This is a genomic window from Psychrobacter aestuarii (assembly GCF_904846035.1).
In the GTDB taxonomy this organism is placed as follows: Bacteria; Pseudomonadota; Gammaproteobacteria; order Pseudomonadales; family Moraxellaceae; genus Psychrobacter; species Psychrobacter aestuarii.
The window spans coordinates 2,126,869-2,141,442 of sequence record NZ_CAJGYT010000001.1 but is presented as its reverse complement, the minus strand read 5'-3'; the positions used below and the strand labels follow the sequence as shown (position 1 = coordinate 2,141,442).

Here is a 14,574-nt window from a genome sequence, read left to right as displayed (position 1 = left end):
CCTGACACCATATCCCCGCTACAACCATGCATCATACAAAAATACTGCTCAGCCGCTTGTCATGAATAAAATCAAGCGCTTTGCCGCCGCCACGCGCCACGCAGGTCAATGGGTCAGGCGCGACAATCACGGGCAGACCTGTGGCTTTGGATAGCAGCCCGTCCATGTGCCGCAGTAGCGCACCGCCCCCTGTCAAGACAATGCCGTATTTAGCAAGGTCGGCAGACAGCTCAGGCGGCGTTTGCTCTAAGGCGGACTTTACCGCGCTGACGATGCTGTTTAATGGCTCATGCAGCGCCTCTTGTACTTCGCGTGCGGTGAGGTGCACGGTTTTCGGCACGCCTTGGGCGATACTGCGCCCATGCACTTCTATTTCTGTCTCTGCCGCCTCATCTTCTGTAGGCGGCTGGGCGCAGCCGATTTTATGCTTGATATATTCTGCCGTTGGCTCACCGATGATACAGCCATGCGTACGGCGCACATGCGTGATGATGGCATCATCGAGCATGTCACCGCCTACGCGCACCGATGCTGAATACACGCAGCCTGAAAGCGCAATGATGGCAACCTCTGTCGTGCCGCCACCGATATCGACAATCATTGAACCGCTGGCATGATGAACGGGCAAGCCTGCGCCCAATGCCGCTGCCATCGGCTCTTCTAGCATCAACACATTGCTCGCACCTGCCGACAGTAGCGCTTTACGAATACCCTGACGCTCAAACAAGGTCGAACGGCACGGCACACAGACCACCACTTGCGGCTGCAAAAACCAGCGCTTGGCATTAACCTTGTGCATAAAGCGCTTGAGCAGCTCTTCGGTCACTTCGAAATCGGCAATCACGCCATCTTTGAGCGGTCGAATCGCCGAGATGTCCGCAGGTGTGCGCCCGAGCATGGCTTTGGCGTCATGACCAATAGCCGCCACCGTGGGGCGCTCCATGCGATTGCTACGCAGGGCAACGATGGTCGGCTCATCGAGCACCACGCCTTTATTGGGAATAAAAATCAGGGTATTTGCCGTACCCAAATCGATGGCAATATTATTGGCTAACAATCCAAACACGTTCATGACAAGTCTATCCAAAAGCGGCACGCAAAAGCAGGTCAACATCGCACTGCTCGGCAGCACGATACTTATAAGGACTCACTGTAGCGAAAGTTTACCGATGCAACAAGTCAGATAGGCACAATAATGCTAAGATGATGCCAATCCTGTACACAATGGCATCGTGCCCGTATGGTCACAGGCGGCGCGCGCATCGTCACTGACGATTTGCACCCGTTCGGCGGTGGGTAAGCTCTGTAATCTCAAAGCAGATGCTTTATAATAACGCACCAACGGCTTGCCCGCTTGTGATTGCAATCAAGACAAGCCAGCAGGCACGATAGATAGCCTCATATTTATAAGGGCGCGCTGTCTAAACCCGCCCGCCCATGAATCCTTATTTGTTGTCAAATTTGCTTGGCAACGGTTTATTGCCACATTGCTTATTTTAAACTGGAGCGTTTATGTCACAGCAATCCTCAAGCACTGACCAAGTCAGTCGTCAAGAAATATTAGAAATCGCTACCCTTGCCCGCCTAGGTGTGGATGAGAGCACCGCCGACAGCTACGCAGGCGACATCAATAAAGTATTAAAAATGATGCAAACCCTCGCCTCGGTGGACACCAGCGACCTAAAGCCTTTGGCAAACATTCACGAAGCCTGCCAAGAGCTGCGCGCTGACTTTGCTGAGCACGACATTGACCGCGAGCGCAACCAATCAATGGCACCTGCGGTCGAAGAAGGCTTGTACCTTGTGCCACAAGTGATTGAATAACAACCATAACCGCCGCTATTTTTTACTTTTTTCATTATTAACGGACGACCGACTATGTCTGAGCTTCATCATTTAAGCCTACACGAGCTGATTACTGGATTAGAAGGCAAACAATTTAGTAGTGTTGAGCTGACCGAACATTACATCAAACGTATCGAAAAGCTGGATGGCAAAATCAACAGCTTTATTACCCACACCTCTGAGACTGCACTTGCACAAGCCAAAGCCGCTGATGAGATGCGCCTGCAAGGCGACAACCGCGCATTGCTTGGCGTGCCTATGGCGCACAAAGACATCTTTTGTACCCGTGGCGTATTGACCACTTGTGGCTCAAAGATGCTGCATAATTTTGTCGCGCCCTATGACGCAACCATCGTCACCGCGATTGACGAAGCGGGCATGATCAGCCTTGGCAAGCTGAATATGGATGAGTTCGCCATGGGCTCGGACAACGAAAGCTCACATTATGGCGAAGTCCACAACCCGTGGGACATCGAGCGCGTGCCTGGTGGTTCATCGGGCGGTAGTGCGGCAGCGGTGGCGGCAGGTTTTGTGCCTGTAGCGACAGGCAGTGACACGGGCGGCTCTATCCGTCAGCCAGCGTCATTTTGCGGTTTAACAGGCATCAAGCCAACGTATGGTCGTGTCTCGCGCTTTGGTATGATTGCCTATGCCTCAAGCCTTGACCAAGCAGGCAGCATGGGTCGCAGCGCTCAAGACTGCGCGTATCTGCTCCAGCCCATGGTCGGACACGACCCACGCGATGCGACCTCTATCAAGCATGACGTGCCTGACTATGTGCAAGACATGATCGACGCTGAAAAGCGCGATGAGAACAAGCCGCTGGCAGGTCTGCGTATTGGTGTGGCAAAAGAATACTTTGGCGCAGGTCTAAACAGCGATGTCGAAACCGTGGTACGTAGCGCGCTGCAAAAGTATCAAGAGCTTGGCGCGACCATCGTTGAGGTGAACATCACCGATCCTGAGATTACCCTTGCCACCTACTATATGCTCGCGCCCGCAGAAGCATCATCAAACCTATCGCGCTTTGACGGTGTGCGCTTTGGCTACCGCTGTGAAGCGCCAAAAGACTTGGTCGACCTATACACGCGCTCGCGCTCAGAAGGCTTTGGTCCTGAGGTACAGCGCCGTATCTTGATGGGTACCTACGCGCTATCGGCAGGTTACTATGACGCCTACTATACCAAGGCTCAAAAAATCCGCCGCCTAATCGTGCAGGACTTTAACACCGCGTTTGCCAGCTGCGACATCATCGCCAGCCCAACCGCACCGACCGCCGCTTATAAGCTCAGCGATGACCTTGACCCTGCCTCAATGTATCTGGGCGACGTCTACACCATCGGCGTCAACCTAGCGGGTCTGCCTGCGCTCAGTCAACCTGTGGGGCTGACGCCAAACGGTCTGCCCGTTGGTCTACAGCTCATCGGCAAGCACTGGCAAGAGAGCCAACTGCTGACCACCGCGCACCTGTTCCAGCAGCACACCGACCACCATCAACAACACTCTGCCATCGCTAAGGAGACCGTATAATGACGCACGCATCAACAACTGAGAGTCAAGCGCAGCCTGTGCGTACCGATTTACTGGTCGATGGCTATGAAGTGGTGATTGGTATCGAAATCCATTGCCAGCTGAACACCGAAAGTAAAATCTTTTCTACCGCGCCGACCGACTTTGGTCACGAAGCCAATACCCAAGCAAGCCTTGTTGATTTGGGCTTGCCAGGCGTGCTGCCTGTCTTAAACGAAGGCGTCGTCGAACGTGCGCTAAAGTTCGGCATGGGCGTCAACGCCGAGCTGGGTCTGTACAACACCTTTGACCGTAAAAACTACTTTTACCCCGATTTGCCCAAAGGCTATCAAATCACGCAAATGGCAAACCCCATCGTCGGGCGCGGCCATATCGACGTGGTGGTCAATGAAGGTGAGAAAAACGAATACCCCAAACGCATCGGCATCACCCGTGGTCACCTTGAAGAAGACGCGGGCAAATCGGTACACGATGCCATCGTCGGCATGACGGGCATCGACTTAAACCGTGCGGGCACACCACTCATCGAAATCGTCTCTGAGCCTGACATGCGCTCAACTGCTGAAGCCATCGCCTATGTCAAAGCCATCCATCAGCTCGTGACATGGCTGGGTATCTCAGACGCCATCATGGCGGAAGGCTCGTTCCGCTGTGACTGTAACGTCTCAGTGCGCAAGCCAGGTGCAGAGCTGGGCACGCGCTGCGAGCTCAAAAACCTCAACTCATTCCGCTTTATTGAGCGCGCTATCAATCGCGAGATTGAACGCCAAATCGACCTGATCGAAGATGGCGGTCGCGTCATTCAGGCAACCCGTCTGTATGACCCTGAAAATGACGAAACCCGCGCCATGCGTACCAAGGAAGAAGCCAACGATTACCGCTACTTTCCCGACCCTGACCTATTGCCTGTGCGCATCGAACAGCACACCGTCGATGAAATCAAAGCGCAAATGCCTGAGCTGCCTGTGGCTCGCCGCGAGCGCTTTGAGCAAGACTTGCAGCTGTCAGAATATGATGCGCGCATCTTGACAGGCAGCCGTCAGCTTGCCGATTACTTTGAAGCGGTGGTCGCGGAAGTGGGCACAGAGCACGCCAAACTGGCAGCCAACTGGGTCATGGGCGAGCTGCTCGGGGCGCTCAACAAAGACGACACCGACATCACCGACGCCCCTATCAGCGCCAAACAGCTGGCAGGTATGCTAAAACGCATCAATGACGACACCCTATCAGGCAAGCTTGCCAAAAAAGTCTTCGCCGCCCTTTATGCCCGTGAAGCGGGTGACGCGGACGACGCCGCTGACCAAATCATCGACGCCAAAGGACTCAAACAAGAGACCGATACTGGCGCGATTAAAGCGATGGTCGAAGAGGTCATTGCCAACAACCAAGCGATGGTCGAAGAGTATCGCGGCGGCAAAGAAAAAGCCTTTAACGGCTTGGTCGGTCAGGTTATGAAAGCAAGCCGTGGTAGTGCGAATCCGCAGCAAGTCAACCAGCTGCTAAAAGAGCTGCTCGGCTAAATGTCTGATAATACAAGGAGGTAAGGGCTGACGGCGTAAGAGATGCAATTAGCCCTTGCAATATGTATTATTTTGCGTAAAATAGTCAGTCATTCGGGGCGTAGCGCAGTCTGGTAGCGCACCACACTGGGGGTGTGGTGGTCGCAGGTTCAAATCCTGCCGTTCCGACCAAACATTGAAAAGAGAGTCAGTAACTTAGGTTACTGGCTCTTTTTTTTGGCACAAAATTTAGCACACGTCTATCAGAAGTATTTATACTAAGAAAATACATTTGTTCGCGTTGGGCAGATAATGATTTTGTAAGGCTAATATCCGAAGAACAGCCATTAACACACCTTTGGGCTGTCACCGCCTTGCACTTTTTTTTATTCAAAGGTGTGTAAAGGTGTGGATTGTGTTAGTAAAAGAATATCTGTCCATGACAGAAGCTGTTAATTTTGTTTTTGAATTGACAGGCGAAAAAATACACTGGTCAACTCTTGAGGAGTTAAGCAATACAGATAAGCTGACTCCAGTATTTTTATTTAGCGGTTATGTTGGCTATCCTGACGGGGAAAAAATACCTTACGAAAAGATGAAATCTTACTTCACACATGATGATTTTTTCATGCATCAAACTAGAAACTATGAAACTTATTCTCTGTATGGTGATGCTGATGTACCCGAATGGATAGAAATACATTCACCTTTCAAAATTCAGCATATTATTAAAAAGCAGACTGAAGCGTATAGCGTTTTTGATGAAGTATTTTTGTTCAAGAATAGCCCTATTACTACCGTAGATAAACTTGAAAACCTAAAGCATTCACATATTGATTTCGATGAGGTACGTTTTTCGAGAAATGAGTTAATCGATTTATTTAACGTCAAAAAACCATACGAGAATGCACAAAACGAGTTTGAGTTTTATATGGGTGCTGCTAAAACAATAAGAGATAGTGTTACAGCGGACATGAATGCAAGAAATGACCTAATAGAACCGACTGGCAGCCAACGACTACTTATTAGCTATGCTCTATTCACTCCCCATCAAATCACTTGTCTATTATCTAACGATAACCCAGCATATAGCCATAACTATGATAAATACAACGCTTACAAAGATATGATAAGCAACGCAATAGAAGCAAAAGCCTTAAACCCTATTAACGATAAAGAACAGATACCAGCTGAACAAGTAAAATTATGGCTTGCTCGTTATAACTTCATTCTTAAGGGTTTTAATGACAACCTGCCAAACGATACCGACAAGATATCACAGCCCACAGTAACTCAAACCCAGCCCCCGAATAATGAGCAACTTATTAAAGAGTTGGCAGTTGCCAAAGCTCAAATAATTGACCTTGAGAAAAAATTATCACAAGCCAAGGCTAAGCTATCAGAAAAGCCAGCTGATGAAGATAAAGAGTTAAATACAAAATCGCAAAACTATGTTGCTAAAATTGTTTTGGCTATAGCGCAAATAGCTGAGTTAGACCTTGATAACCCCTATGCATTCAAAGAACCTAATACTACTAACTCTATTATTTTTGACCAAATCAAAACTAATGGTATGAAAGTAAGCAATCAAGTTATAGGCAACTGGCTAAAGCTCGCTAATGAACAAACTAAAGACGATTAGAGTTTTATATAAAACCACTTTGCCTTTATATAAAACTGCTATAAACGTCTAGCTCATAACATAGAACCATATAAGCCGTGATCAACCGTTACGGCATACTATGGAGCTATAAACATGACCAACCCAAACACCCCAAACCAACCCCGCCACCTATTAATTAAGCTGTATCGAGTACTGTCTCCCCTACTCATCAAGTTGATATTTCTTCTGATTCCTTACCTGTTTTTCCCATACGATATCAATATCACCATTCATAACCTCACCATAATCTGGTTCGCATAACAAAACTGCCGTTTCCTATTACGCAGTCCATACCCACGCTACCTGCTGCTCCTAGACTTTTTGGGGTGCAGTGGGTACGGTAGGAATTCACTTATTCATCGATTGATTTGGGTTGCCTTATGACCGAGCCTGTTTCCCCACCCGCCAGCACAGAGACGTCCGCCGCGCCGTGGGAGCGCTATCACCGTCCGTTTGTGCGCGATTTGGCGTTTGTCTTATCCTGCCCTGATGTGATTACCCGCTGGCTGGACTTTACCCCGCATCAAAACAACCATCAAGTCTATGTACATGATGCGGACTTTTGGCAGGCGCAATATGCCGCTTACGCGCCGCGCTTGCAGGAGATGGACAGTAGCAGCGCCTATCAAACCCTCACCCGCTATTTAATGTCGCGTCCGAGTCCCAGTCGTTTGGGCTTTCATTTTGAAGGCTTGATTGCCTTTTGGTTGACCGATGGCTATCGCTTGGGACTGCACCCGTATGAGATGCTGGCAAGCAATGTGCAGCTGTATCGCGGCAAGCAGACCATTGGTGAGCTGGATTTGCTGCTGCGCAATCATGCGACAGATGAGGTCGAGCATTGGGAGCTGGCGATTAAGTTTTTTATGGGGTCAGCGCCATTTGCGCCTGAAAACTGGGTGGGCATTAACTCAAAGGACAACCTTGAGCGCAAAATGACTCATATGCAGACCAAGCAGTTTCGTAGTGTGTGGGTGGATACCAAAGACGATGGGCAGGTAAAGATTGATAAGCGCTTTGGCATCGTCAAGGGGCATTTTTTTGTGCCGCATGACTGCGATGACTTTGTGCGCCCTGAATGGATGACGACAGACTTTCCGCTACACCGCTGGTATGACCGCGATGATACCGACGCGCTGATGGCGCTAGAGGCGAGTCATTTGCGTCGTGCGCGCTATGTTGAGTGGTTTACCAAGCGCCCATTTTATGAAGCGCGCAGCGAGCCTGTAGATATGAGTGATATGCCGCTACGCTCTGGGCTTTACTTTTATGATGGTGCACCGATGGTGGTGCATCGACGCTATCAGGCAAGAGAAGTGGATAAAAACCGCAGTGTAGCGCCTGAATGACATTATGCGCTTTACAGCTGCTCTATCACTTCTAACAGCTCGGCACGCAGTATCTCAACGCTTGGCATGCGCTCGGCATGGTAGCGCATTACGGCGATACCTGCACTTGCGAGCGCCTTGTCTTTTTTGGCATCCGCCTTTTCGCGCGAGCGACTTTGGTGCGTCCAGTCGTCCAGCTCAATCGCGACCAGAATACGCTGAGCGTCATTATCGACGAGCACATAATCCACACTTTGGCGGCAAATACGATTGAACCAAAAATTGCGCTCGGACGCGGTATCGCTGTCGCTTTCAATCATGCGTGACAGTTGCACTTGCACAAAGATATAGCACTCAGGAATGGCTTGGGTCAGCCTATCAAAAAAGACAACCTCAGTATCGGTCATAATCGGCATCGGCACAAAGGGCCAAACGCTTTGCGCGTCCGCATCTTGGATGGCGGCAGATGGCGTGTCGTCTGAGTCCGTATGTGCTATGGTCGCCTCATGAGTGCGCCGCCGCATCAGCAATACGATAAAGCCGATTGCCACGACCACAAACCCCAAGACCACTACCATTTCCATAACTGCTGCCTATTGTTATACATTCTATGTGTTGCCCAAATAACAAAACACGGCAAAAGCTGCCGTGTTCTGTCGTTATATCCTTTGCCTGTATGCTGTCACTCTCGTCGCTATCAAAGCGTTGTTGACGCGACGACTACCAGTACAGTACCCATGCGCTGGTGGTTTTCACCTCAGGGTCGCTATTGATTTTGTCCTTTAGCGCAAGGGCGGCCACTTTACCGCGCTCGGGACCAACGACCACGCGCACACCGCGACTGGTACGGCTGGTTTTGACTTTATACCCTGCCGCTTTGAAGCGTTTGGCGACTTCGTCGGCTGAGTTTTGGCTGGTTGCTAGGGCGACTTGGACGCCAAAGCTGCCTTTAGCATCTGTTTCTTTGACCTTTTGACGCGCGCTTTCAAGCTTTTTTTGCGCGTCTTGTTTAGCGTCTTCAGACTTTGCGGTTTTTTTCTTTTCTTCAGCCGACTTTTGTTCTAGTTCACGCTTTTTTTTTGCGTCTGCTGCCGATTTTTCCAGTTTTTCGACATCACCCTTGGCTGGGATTTTTAGGGTTTTGCCCAATTTGATGGGGTCTGAGGGTGACATGTTGTTCGCGGCTGCCAGTGCGGCAACTGAGACGCCGTATTGACGGGCGATGCTGCCAAGCACGTCACCACTTTGGATGGTGTGTGTGCCTGCGGTGCTGCTGGCACTACTGGTGTCTTTTTTGCTGTCTGCTTCTTTTTTCTTCGCCGCTTTTTCTTTTTCTGCCTTTGCTGCTTTTTCTTTCTCAGCTTTGTCTTTTTCGGCTTGTGCTTTTTTAGCGACCGCTTCGGCTTCTTTTGTGCTTTCTGCGGCGTTGTCTTCTGTCTTGCTGTCGGTTTTGGTCTGCGCGGCTTCTGGGCTGTCGCTGTCACCACCGACCGAGCTGTTGTCTTCTAGGTACTGCTGGTTTTCAGCACGTGATTTTGCCAGCGCTTGCGCCGCGGCTTCTTCTTGCTCGGCGAGGATTTCTTGCGCACGCTTTTGCTGCTCAGCGACGCGGGCTTCACGCTCTTTTTGTTTTTGTGCGAGCAGACGTTTTTCAGTCTCGACATCCGTGGTGAGCGGTGGCTTGGCGGCAGGTGCTTTTTCTGTCTGCGCTACGGCAGCAGGCTTGGCAGCAGGCGCTGGGTTGTTGTTCACTTGATTGACCATAGCGTATAACATCACGCTACCACCAACAATCATTCCCATACCCAATAAGGCTTGTCTTGACAAATTCATCCGTACTCGTCTCTTTATATGTCTTTAGCGCCCAAAATGCTGAACATAAGGGCGCTTAAATGACTGATTATTAATAATAAACACACCGATTATAAAGTATATTACCGATACTGTCTGCCACGGTTTGTGGGTCTAAGCACTCAGCATAGCACTGGTCGGTGTATCATCTGTGCTCAAAGCGGTCAGCGCCTCAGAGATGGTGTGGAAAGAGCCACACGCAACGAGCAGGTCATCGGCATGGCTGTCTTGAATGATGGCGGCGGTCGCCTGCGGCAAGCCATCAAAGGTATGCACGCTGCTGCTGTCCACGTGTTTGTCCAGCACGGTGACCAGCTGCGTCATTTCAGCGGCGCGTGGGTGGTCGATGGGGGCGACATACCAGCTGGCAATCGGCAGTCCAGCGGCTTTGAGGCTCGTGACCACGGTGTTGATGTCCTTGTCCATCAGCATCGAGAACAGCAAGTGCATACGGGCATTGGGTTTATTCTCAACGTGTGCCTGCCATTTGGGTACCAGCTGCGCCAATAAAAATCTGACGCCCTCTTCATTGTGCGCGACGTCAAATACCCAGTCACGTCCTGCGATATGACGGTTGTCAAAACGACCTGCCAAGCGTACGGTTTGCAAGGCGTGTTCGATGGCATCGGTTGAGATGTCAAGCGGGCTTGCAAGGACAGCGGAGAGCGCATTGGTGGTGTTGATGAGCGACAAGGTTGGGCGCGGCAGGCGCAGGGTGACGCTACTGCTGCTGTATTGCCACGTCGTCTCATCGATGACCTGATGCGTGTAGTCGCGCTCTGCCTGATACGCGGTTGATTGATGCGCGTCAATGCGGGCTTGCACACTCTTTGGCATCTTGTCTGAACCAAAAATCAGCGGAATACCATCACGCAAGATACCTGCCTTTTCTGCGCCGATCGATTCGACATTGTCACCGAGCCAGTCCACATGGTCGATGCCGATATTGGTAATCACTGCCATATCAGGATCGATGATGTTGACCACGTCCAGACGACCGCCAAGACCGACTTCGAGCACCCACACATCACAGTGCGCTTCGGCAAATATCAAAAATGCCGCCAAGGTGGTCATCTCAAAAAACGATAGCGTCACGTCGCACTCAGCACGCGCGGCATCGACTTTGGCAAAGGCAGCGATCAGCTCGGCATCGCTGACCATCTGCCCATCAATACGCACGCGCTCATTAAAATCAATCAAGTGCGGCGATTGGTACAATGCGGTCTTGTAGCCTGCGGCTTGACACATCGCCGCGATGGTCGCGGTGGTCGAGCCTTTACCGTTCGTGCCCGCTACGGTAAACACGTAGGCATCTTTTTTTGCGGTGCTGGTTAAGCCCAGTTTTTGCGCGACAGGCGTCACGCGTGAGAGTCCCATGTCGATGGCAGAGACATGAATCTGATATATATAGTCAAGCCATGCGCCCAAGTCAGAATGGGCAGTCGGTGTGGGAGAGGCAGATAAGGCAGACATAAAAGCACCTATAAAGAGTGGTCAAAGACCATAACCAATAAATAAAACGCAGTGGTAGCACACCGAAATGTACAGGCCAAAAAATAGCACTTATCACTCAAAGTGACAAATGCTATTTATAAAAATATTCAGCTTAAATGAGCGCGCAACAATGCCGCCTTACGCTTGGATATTCGGCTGTTGACATAATTTGGCAAGTAAGCGGTAGCTGGTGTCAATCAGCTGGTGACGGTGCACCACTTCATCGACCACACCATGGTCGAGCAAGTACTCAGCACGCTGGAACGGCTCTTCGAGCTTTTCGCGTACGGTCTGCTCAATCACGCGCTTGCCTGCAAAACCAATCATGGCTTTTGGCTCTGCCAAGTGGATATCACCGAGCATCGCAAGAGACGCGGTCACGCCGCCGTAGACTGGGTTGGTCAACACCACCAAATACGGCACACCTGCCAAGCGCAGGCGCTCAACGGCAGACGCGGTACGCGCCATCTGCATCAATGACAATAGACCCTCTTGCATACGCGCGCCGCCTGAGGCTGCAAAGCACACCAACGGTACACGGTGCTCTAGTGCGTACTCTGCCGCTTCGACAAAACGGTCACCGACGACTGAGCCCATCGAGCCGCCCATAAAGCGAAAATCAAAGGCACAGGCGACCACAGTTAGGTTACGCAGCTTGCCATGCATCACAATCAAGGCTTCGCTCTCGCCCGTCTTGTCTTGCGCTTCTGCCATACGCTTAGGGTACGGCTTGCTGTCCACGAACTGTAGCGGGTCTTTTGCAGAGAACTGCTGACCCAGCTCGCCTTCGACCTCGTCTAAAAACCACTGCAAGCGGTCACGCGCGGTCATGGTCAAGTGATGGTCACAATGCGGGCACACATAGCAGTTAAAAATCAGTGCGGTATTGGTGGTTACCGTGTGGCAGTTCGGGCACTCGGTTGATGGCTCAGTATTCACCGCTGTCAAAGGTGCGGTCAGCTGTTGCTTTACACCAGGCACACCGCGCTCTAACCAAGAGGATTTTTTGTTGTTGGCAGCAGCTGCCACGTCAGTTGGGGTTTGGGTATCAGTCATAGTCGTTGCCATTATCAAAGGCTGCTGGACGAGCTTGCTCATACACTCATCCATTTAAATAAAGAATCTGGCGCACACAGACGGCTATGAGACGCGCCTATATGCTCATTATTAAGGATTATACGTCATATTAGTTTACACACGTAAACTAAATTTAGCAAAGTCATCTGGGTAACAGCGCACTACGCGGTTGTGACAGACAGACTGTCTAATGCGGCACGCAGCTCGTCCATTTTTGCCATGATATTGGCGCGGGCATTGGCAATCGCGATTGCGTCCTCGCCCACATTAGCGAAGTTCTGCACCAGCGCACTGCCGACAATCACGCCATCGGCATGCTGACCGACCACCTTTGCTGACTCGCCATCACGAATACCAAAGCCCACGCACACAGGCAAATCCGTGTCCGCTTTAATCGCTTGTACTTGTGTCGCCACATCATCGGTGTTTAGCGTCGCAGAACCCGTCACGCCTTTTAATGAGACATAATAAATGTAGCCGCTGCAATGGGTTAAGACTTGCTTACGGCGCTTTGCTAACGTGGTCGGTGACAATAGGAAAATCCCATTCATATCGTGGTCTTGCAGCTTTTGCGTAAAATCGCCTGCTTCAGCGGGCGGCAAATCCACCATCAATACGCCATCCACGCCCGCTTCGGTGCAGCGCGCGACAAACTTATCATAGCCGATGATTTCTACAGGGTTTAAATAGCCCATGATGATAATCGGCGTGCTGCTGTCTTTTTCGCGGAATTTGGCAACCATGTCCAGCGCATCGCGGGTGCTCGTACCTGCCGCCAAGGCGCGCTCGCCTGCCAGTGATACGGTCGGACCGTCTGCCATCGGGTCAGAAAATGGCAAGCCCAGCTCAATCATGTCCGCGCCGTGCGCTACCAAGTCGTGTAGCAAATCTACGGTGACACTGGGGTTTGGGTCGCCTGCCATCACGTAGGGAATCAGGGCTTTTTTGTTTTGTGACTTTAGGGTGTCAAAAGTGCTTTTAATTCGGGTCATAATATTTTTTAAATCCTATAAATGATGACAATAATATACATGCAAGACGTGAGCCGTGTGGGTACTTACAGCTCAATTCCTTCTGCGGTCATCACAGAATGCAAGTCCTTGTCACCGCGACCTGACATATTGACGATGATGCTTTGCTCTGGGGTCATGGTTTTGGCAAGCTTTAATGCATAGGCGACCGCGTGCGCTGACTCAAGCGCAGGGATGATGCCCTCTTTGCTGGTCGCTTCATGAAAGCCGTACAACGCTTCTTTGTCGGTACAGCCCACATATTGCACACGCTCAACGTCTTTTAAGAAGCTGTGCTCAGGACCCACACCTGGGTAGTCAAGACCCGCCGAGATAGAATGCGTCTCTTGAATCTGACCGTCATCATCGGCCATCAGGTAGGTGCGGTTGCCGTGCAAGACGCCGATACGACCTGCCGCTAGCGGGGCAGAATGGCGACCTGTCTCAATACCATCGCCTGTCGCCTCCACGCCATACATGGCAACGTCTTTGTCATTTAAAAAGTCATAGAACAGACCGATGGCATTCGAGCCGCCGCCGACACAGGCAACCAGCGCATCAGGCAGCTTGTCGGTTTTTTCTAAGTGCTGAATGCGCGCTTCTCTACCAATAATCGCTTGAAAATCACGCACCAGTAGCGGATACGGATGCGGCCCTGCGACCGTACCGATGATGTAATAGGTGCTGTCCACGTTGGTCACCCAGTCGCGCATCGCTTCGTTCATGGCATCTTTTAGGGTGCGAGAGCCTGAGGTCACGGGCACGACTTTTGCGCCCAATAAGCGCATACGGTAGACGTTCATCTTTTGGCGCTCGACGTCGTCTGCGCCCATATAGACGATACACTCAAGTCCAAGACGCGCCGCGATGGTCGCGGTTGCCACGCCGTGCTGACCTGCACCTGTCTCGGCGATGATGCGTTTTTTACCGCACATTTTGGCAAGCAGTGCCTGACCAATGGTGTTATTGACCTTGTGCGCGCCTGTGTGGTTTAAGTCTTCACGCTTAAAATAAATCTGCGCGCCACCAATCTCATCGCTTAAGCGCTTGGCATGATATAGCGGCGTTGGACGCCCGACGTAGTTGACGAGGTCATTGTGATACTCTTCCCAAAACTTTGGGTCTGCCTTAACCTTGGTATAAAGCGCTTCTAGCTCTTCTAGGGCTGCCATAAGCGTCTCAGACACAAAACGGCCGCCATGAACCCCAAAGTGTCCACTGGCATCGGGCTGGGCATTAAAGTTAATTGCAGTTGCATTTGACATGGAAAGTATCCT

General features: G+C 51.0%; 12 protein-coding genes and 1 tRNA gene. 6 read left to right on the top strand and 7 right to left on the bottom strand.

Annotated elements, in window-relative coordinates; all coding sequences use genetic code 11:
- Positions 1 to 31: 31 nt before the first annotated feature.
- Complete coding sequence (locus JMW05_RS09100; protein ID WP_201504978.1) at positions 32 to 1,072, bottom strand: rod shape-determining protein; 1,041 nt, start codon at positions 1,070 to 1,072, stop codon at positions 32 to 34.
- Positions 1,073 to 1,512: 440 nt separating this feature from the next.
- On the opposite strand from JMW05_RS09100, the gene gatC reads away from it, so the two are divergent.
- The 6 genes from gatC (at position 1,513) to JMW05_RS09070 (ending at position 7,886) form a co-directional block, all read left to right on the top strand.
- Complete coding sequence (gatC, locus tag JMW05_RS09095; RefSeq protein ID WP_201504977.1) at positions 1,513 to 1,824, top strand: Asp-tRNA(Asn)/Glu-tRNA(Gln) amidotransferase subunit GatC; 312 nt, start codon at positions 1,513 to 1,515, stop codon at positions 1,822 to 1,824.
- A 54-nt stretch (positions 1,825 to 1,878) separates the two neighbouring features.
- Complete coding sequence (gatA, locus tag JMW05_RS09090; protein WP_201504976.1) at positions 1,879 to 3,375, top strand: Asp-tRNA(Asn)/Glu-tRNA(Gln) amidotransferase subunit GatA; 1,497 nt, start codon at positions 1,879 to 1,881, stop codon at positions 3,373 to 3,375.
- The gene (gatB, locus tag JMW05_RS09085; protein WP_201504975.1) at positions 3,375 to 4,895 is read left to right on the top strand and encodes an Asp-tRNA(Asn)/Glu-tRNA(Gln) amidotransferase subunit GatB; all 1,521 of its coding nucleotides are present in this window, start codon (positions 3,375 to 3,377) and stop codon (positions 4,893 to 4,895) included. The genes gatA and gatB overlap by 1 nt, the downstream gene beginning before the upstream one ends.
- A gap of 94 nt (positions 4,896 to 4,989) precedes the next feature.
- Positions 4,990 to 5,066: transfer RNA gene (locus tag JMW05_RS09080), tRNA-Pro, on the top strand.
- A 223-nt stretch (positions 5,067 to 5,289) separates the two neighbouring features.
- A complete protein-coding gene (locus JMW05_RS09075) occupies positions 5,290 to 6,516 on the top strand; it encodes a hypothetical protein (RefSeq protein ID WP_201504974.1) in 1,227 nt (408 codons plus the stop codon).
- A 401-nt stretch (positions 6,517 to 6,917) separates the two neighbouring features.
- On the top strand, positions 6,918 to 7,886 hold the full coding sequence (locus JMW05_RS09070; RefSeq protein ID WP_201504973.1) for a DUF1853 family protein: 969 nt from the start codon (positions 6,918 to 6,920) through the stop codon (positions 7,884 to 7,886).
- A gap of 11 nt (positions 7,887 to 7,897) precedes the next feature.
- Here JMW05_RS09070 and JMW05_RS09065 read toward each other — a convergent pair whose 3' ends face one another.
- The 6 genes from JMW05_RS09065 to trpB all read right to left on the bottom strand — a co-directional run bounded on the left by JMW05_RS09065 (position 7,898) and on the right by trpB (position 14,562).
- A complete protein-coding gene (locus tag JMW05_RS09065; protein ID WP_227691493.1) occupies positions 7,898 to 8,449 on the bottom strand; it encodes a DUF2726 domain-containing protein in 552 nt (183 codons plus the stop codon).
- A 136-nt stretch (positions 8,450 to 8,585) separates the two neighbouring features.
- A complete protein-coding gene (locus tag JMW05_RS09060; RefSeq protein WP_201504972.1) occupies positions 8,586 to 9,698 on the bottom strand; it encodes an SPOR and LysM peptidoglycan-binding domain-containing protein in 1,113 nt (370 codons plus the stop codon).
- A 132-nt stretch (positions 9,699 to 9,830) separates the two neighbouring features.
- Positions 9,831 to 11,189, bottom strand: a complete 1,359-nt coding sequence (folC, locus tag JMW05_RS09055) for a bifunctional tetrahydrofolate synthase/dihydrofolate synthase (protein ID WP_201504971.1) — start codon at positions 11,187 to 11,189, stop codon at positions 9,831 to 9,833.
- 159 nt (positions 11,190 to 11,348) lie between these two features.
- Entirely contained in the window at positions 11,349 to 12,266 is a 918-nt protein-coding gene (gene accD / locus JMW05_RS09050; RefSeq protein WP_227691570.1) for an acetyl-CoA carboxylase, carboxyltransferase subunit beta, read from the bottom strand.
- A 182-nt stretch (positions 12,267 to 12,448) separates the two neighbouring features.
- The gene (gene trpA / locus JMW05_RS09045) at positions 12,449 to 13,279 is read right to left on the bottom strand and encodes a tryptophan synthase subunit alpha (RefSeq protein ID WP_201504970.1); all 831 of its coding nucleotides are present in this window, start codon (positions 13,277 to 13,279) and stop codon (positions 12,449 to 12,451) included.
- A 65-nt stretch (positions 13,280 to 13,344) separates the two neighbouring features.
- Positions 13,345 to 14,562, bottom strand: a complete 1,218-nt coding sequence (gene trpB / locus JMW05_RS09040) for a tryptophan synthase subunit beta (protein WP_201504969.1) — start codon at positions 14,560 to 14,562, stop codon at positions 13,345 to 13,347.
- Between the last annotated feature and the right edge of the window lie 12 nt (positions 14,563 to 14,574).

Excerpts from the sequence above, each read along its gene's own strand:
- JMW05_RS09060 (WP_201504972.1), bottom strand. The coding sequence starts at position 9,698 with ATGAATTTGTCAAGACAAGCCTTATTGGGTATGGGAATGATTGTTGGT.
- JMW05_RS09070 (WP_201504973.1), top strand. The coding sequence starts at position 6,918 with ATGACCGAGCCTGTTTCCCCACCCGCCAGCACAGAGACGTCCGCCGCG.
- gatC (WP_201504977.1), top strand. The coding sequence starts at position 1,513 with ATGTCACAGCAATCCTCAAGCACTGACCAAGTCAGTCGTCAAGAAATA.
- accD (WP_227691570.1), bottom strand. The coding sequence starts at position 12,266 with ATGACTGATACCCAAACCCCAACTGACGTGGCAGCTGCTGCCAACAAC.
- JMW05_RS09100 (WP_201504978.1), bottom strand. The coding sequence starts at position 1,072 with ATGAACGTGTTTGGATTGTTAGCCAATAATATTGCCATCGATTTGGGT.
- trpB (WP_201504969.1), bottom strand. The coding sequence starts at position 14,562 with ATGTCAAATGCAACTGCAATTAACTTTAATGCCCAGCCCGATGCCAGT.
- trpA (WP_201504970.1), bottom strand. The coding sequence starts at position 13,279 with ATGACCCGAATTAAAAGCACTTTTGACACCCTAAAGTCACAAAACAAA.
- folC (WP_201504971.1), bottom strand. The coding sequence starts at position 11,189 with ATGTCTGCCTTATCTGCCTCTCCCACACCGACTGCCCATTCTGACTTG.
- JMW05_RS09065 (WP_227691493.1), bottom strand. The coding sequence starts at position 8,449 with ATGGAAATGGTAGTGGTCTTGGGGTTTGTGGTCGTGGCAATCGGCTTT.
- gatA (WP_201504976.1), top strand. The coding sequence starts at position 1,879 with ATGTCTGAGCTTCATCATTTAAGCCTACACGAGCTGATTACTGGATTA.
- gatB (WP_201504975.1), top strand. The coding sequence starts at position 3,375 with ATGACGCACGCATCAACAACTGAGAGTCAAGCGCAGCCTGTGCGTACC.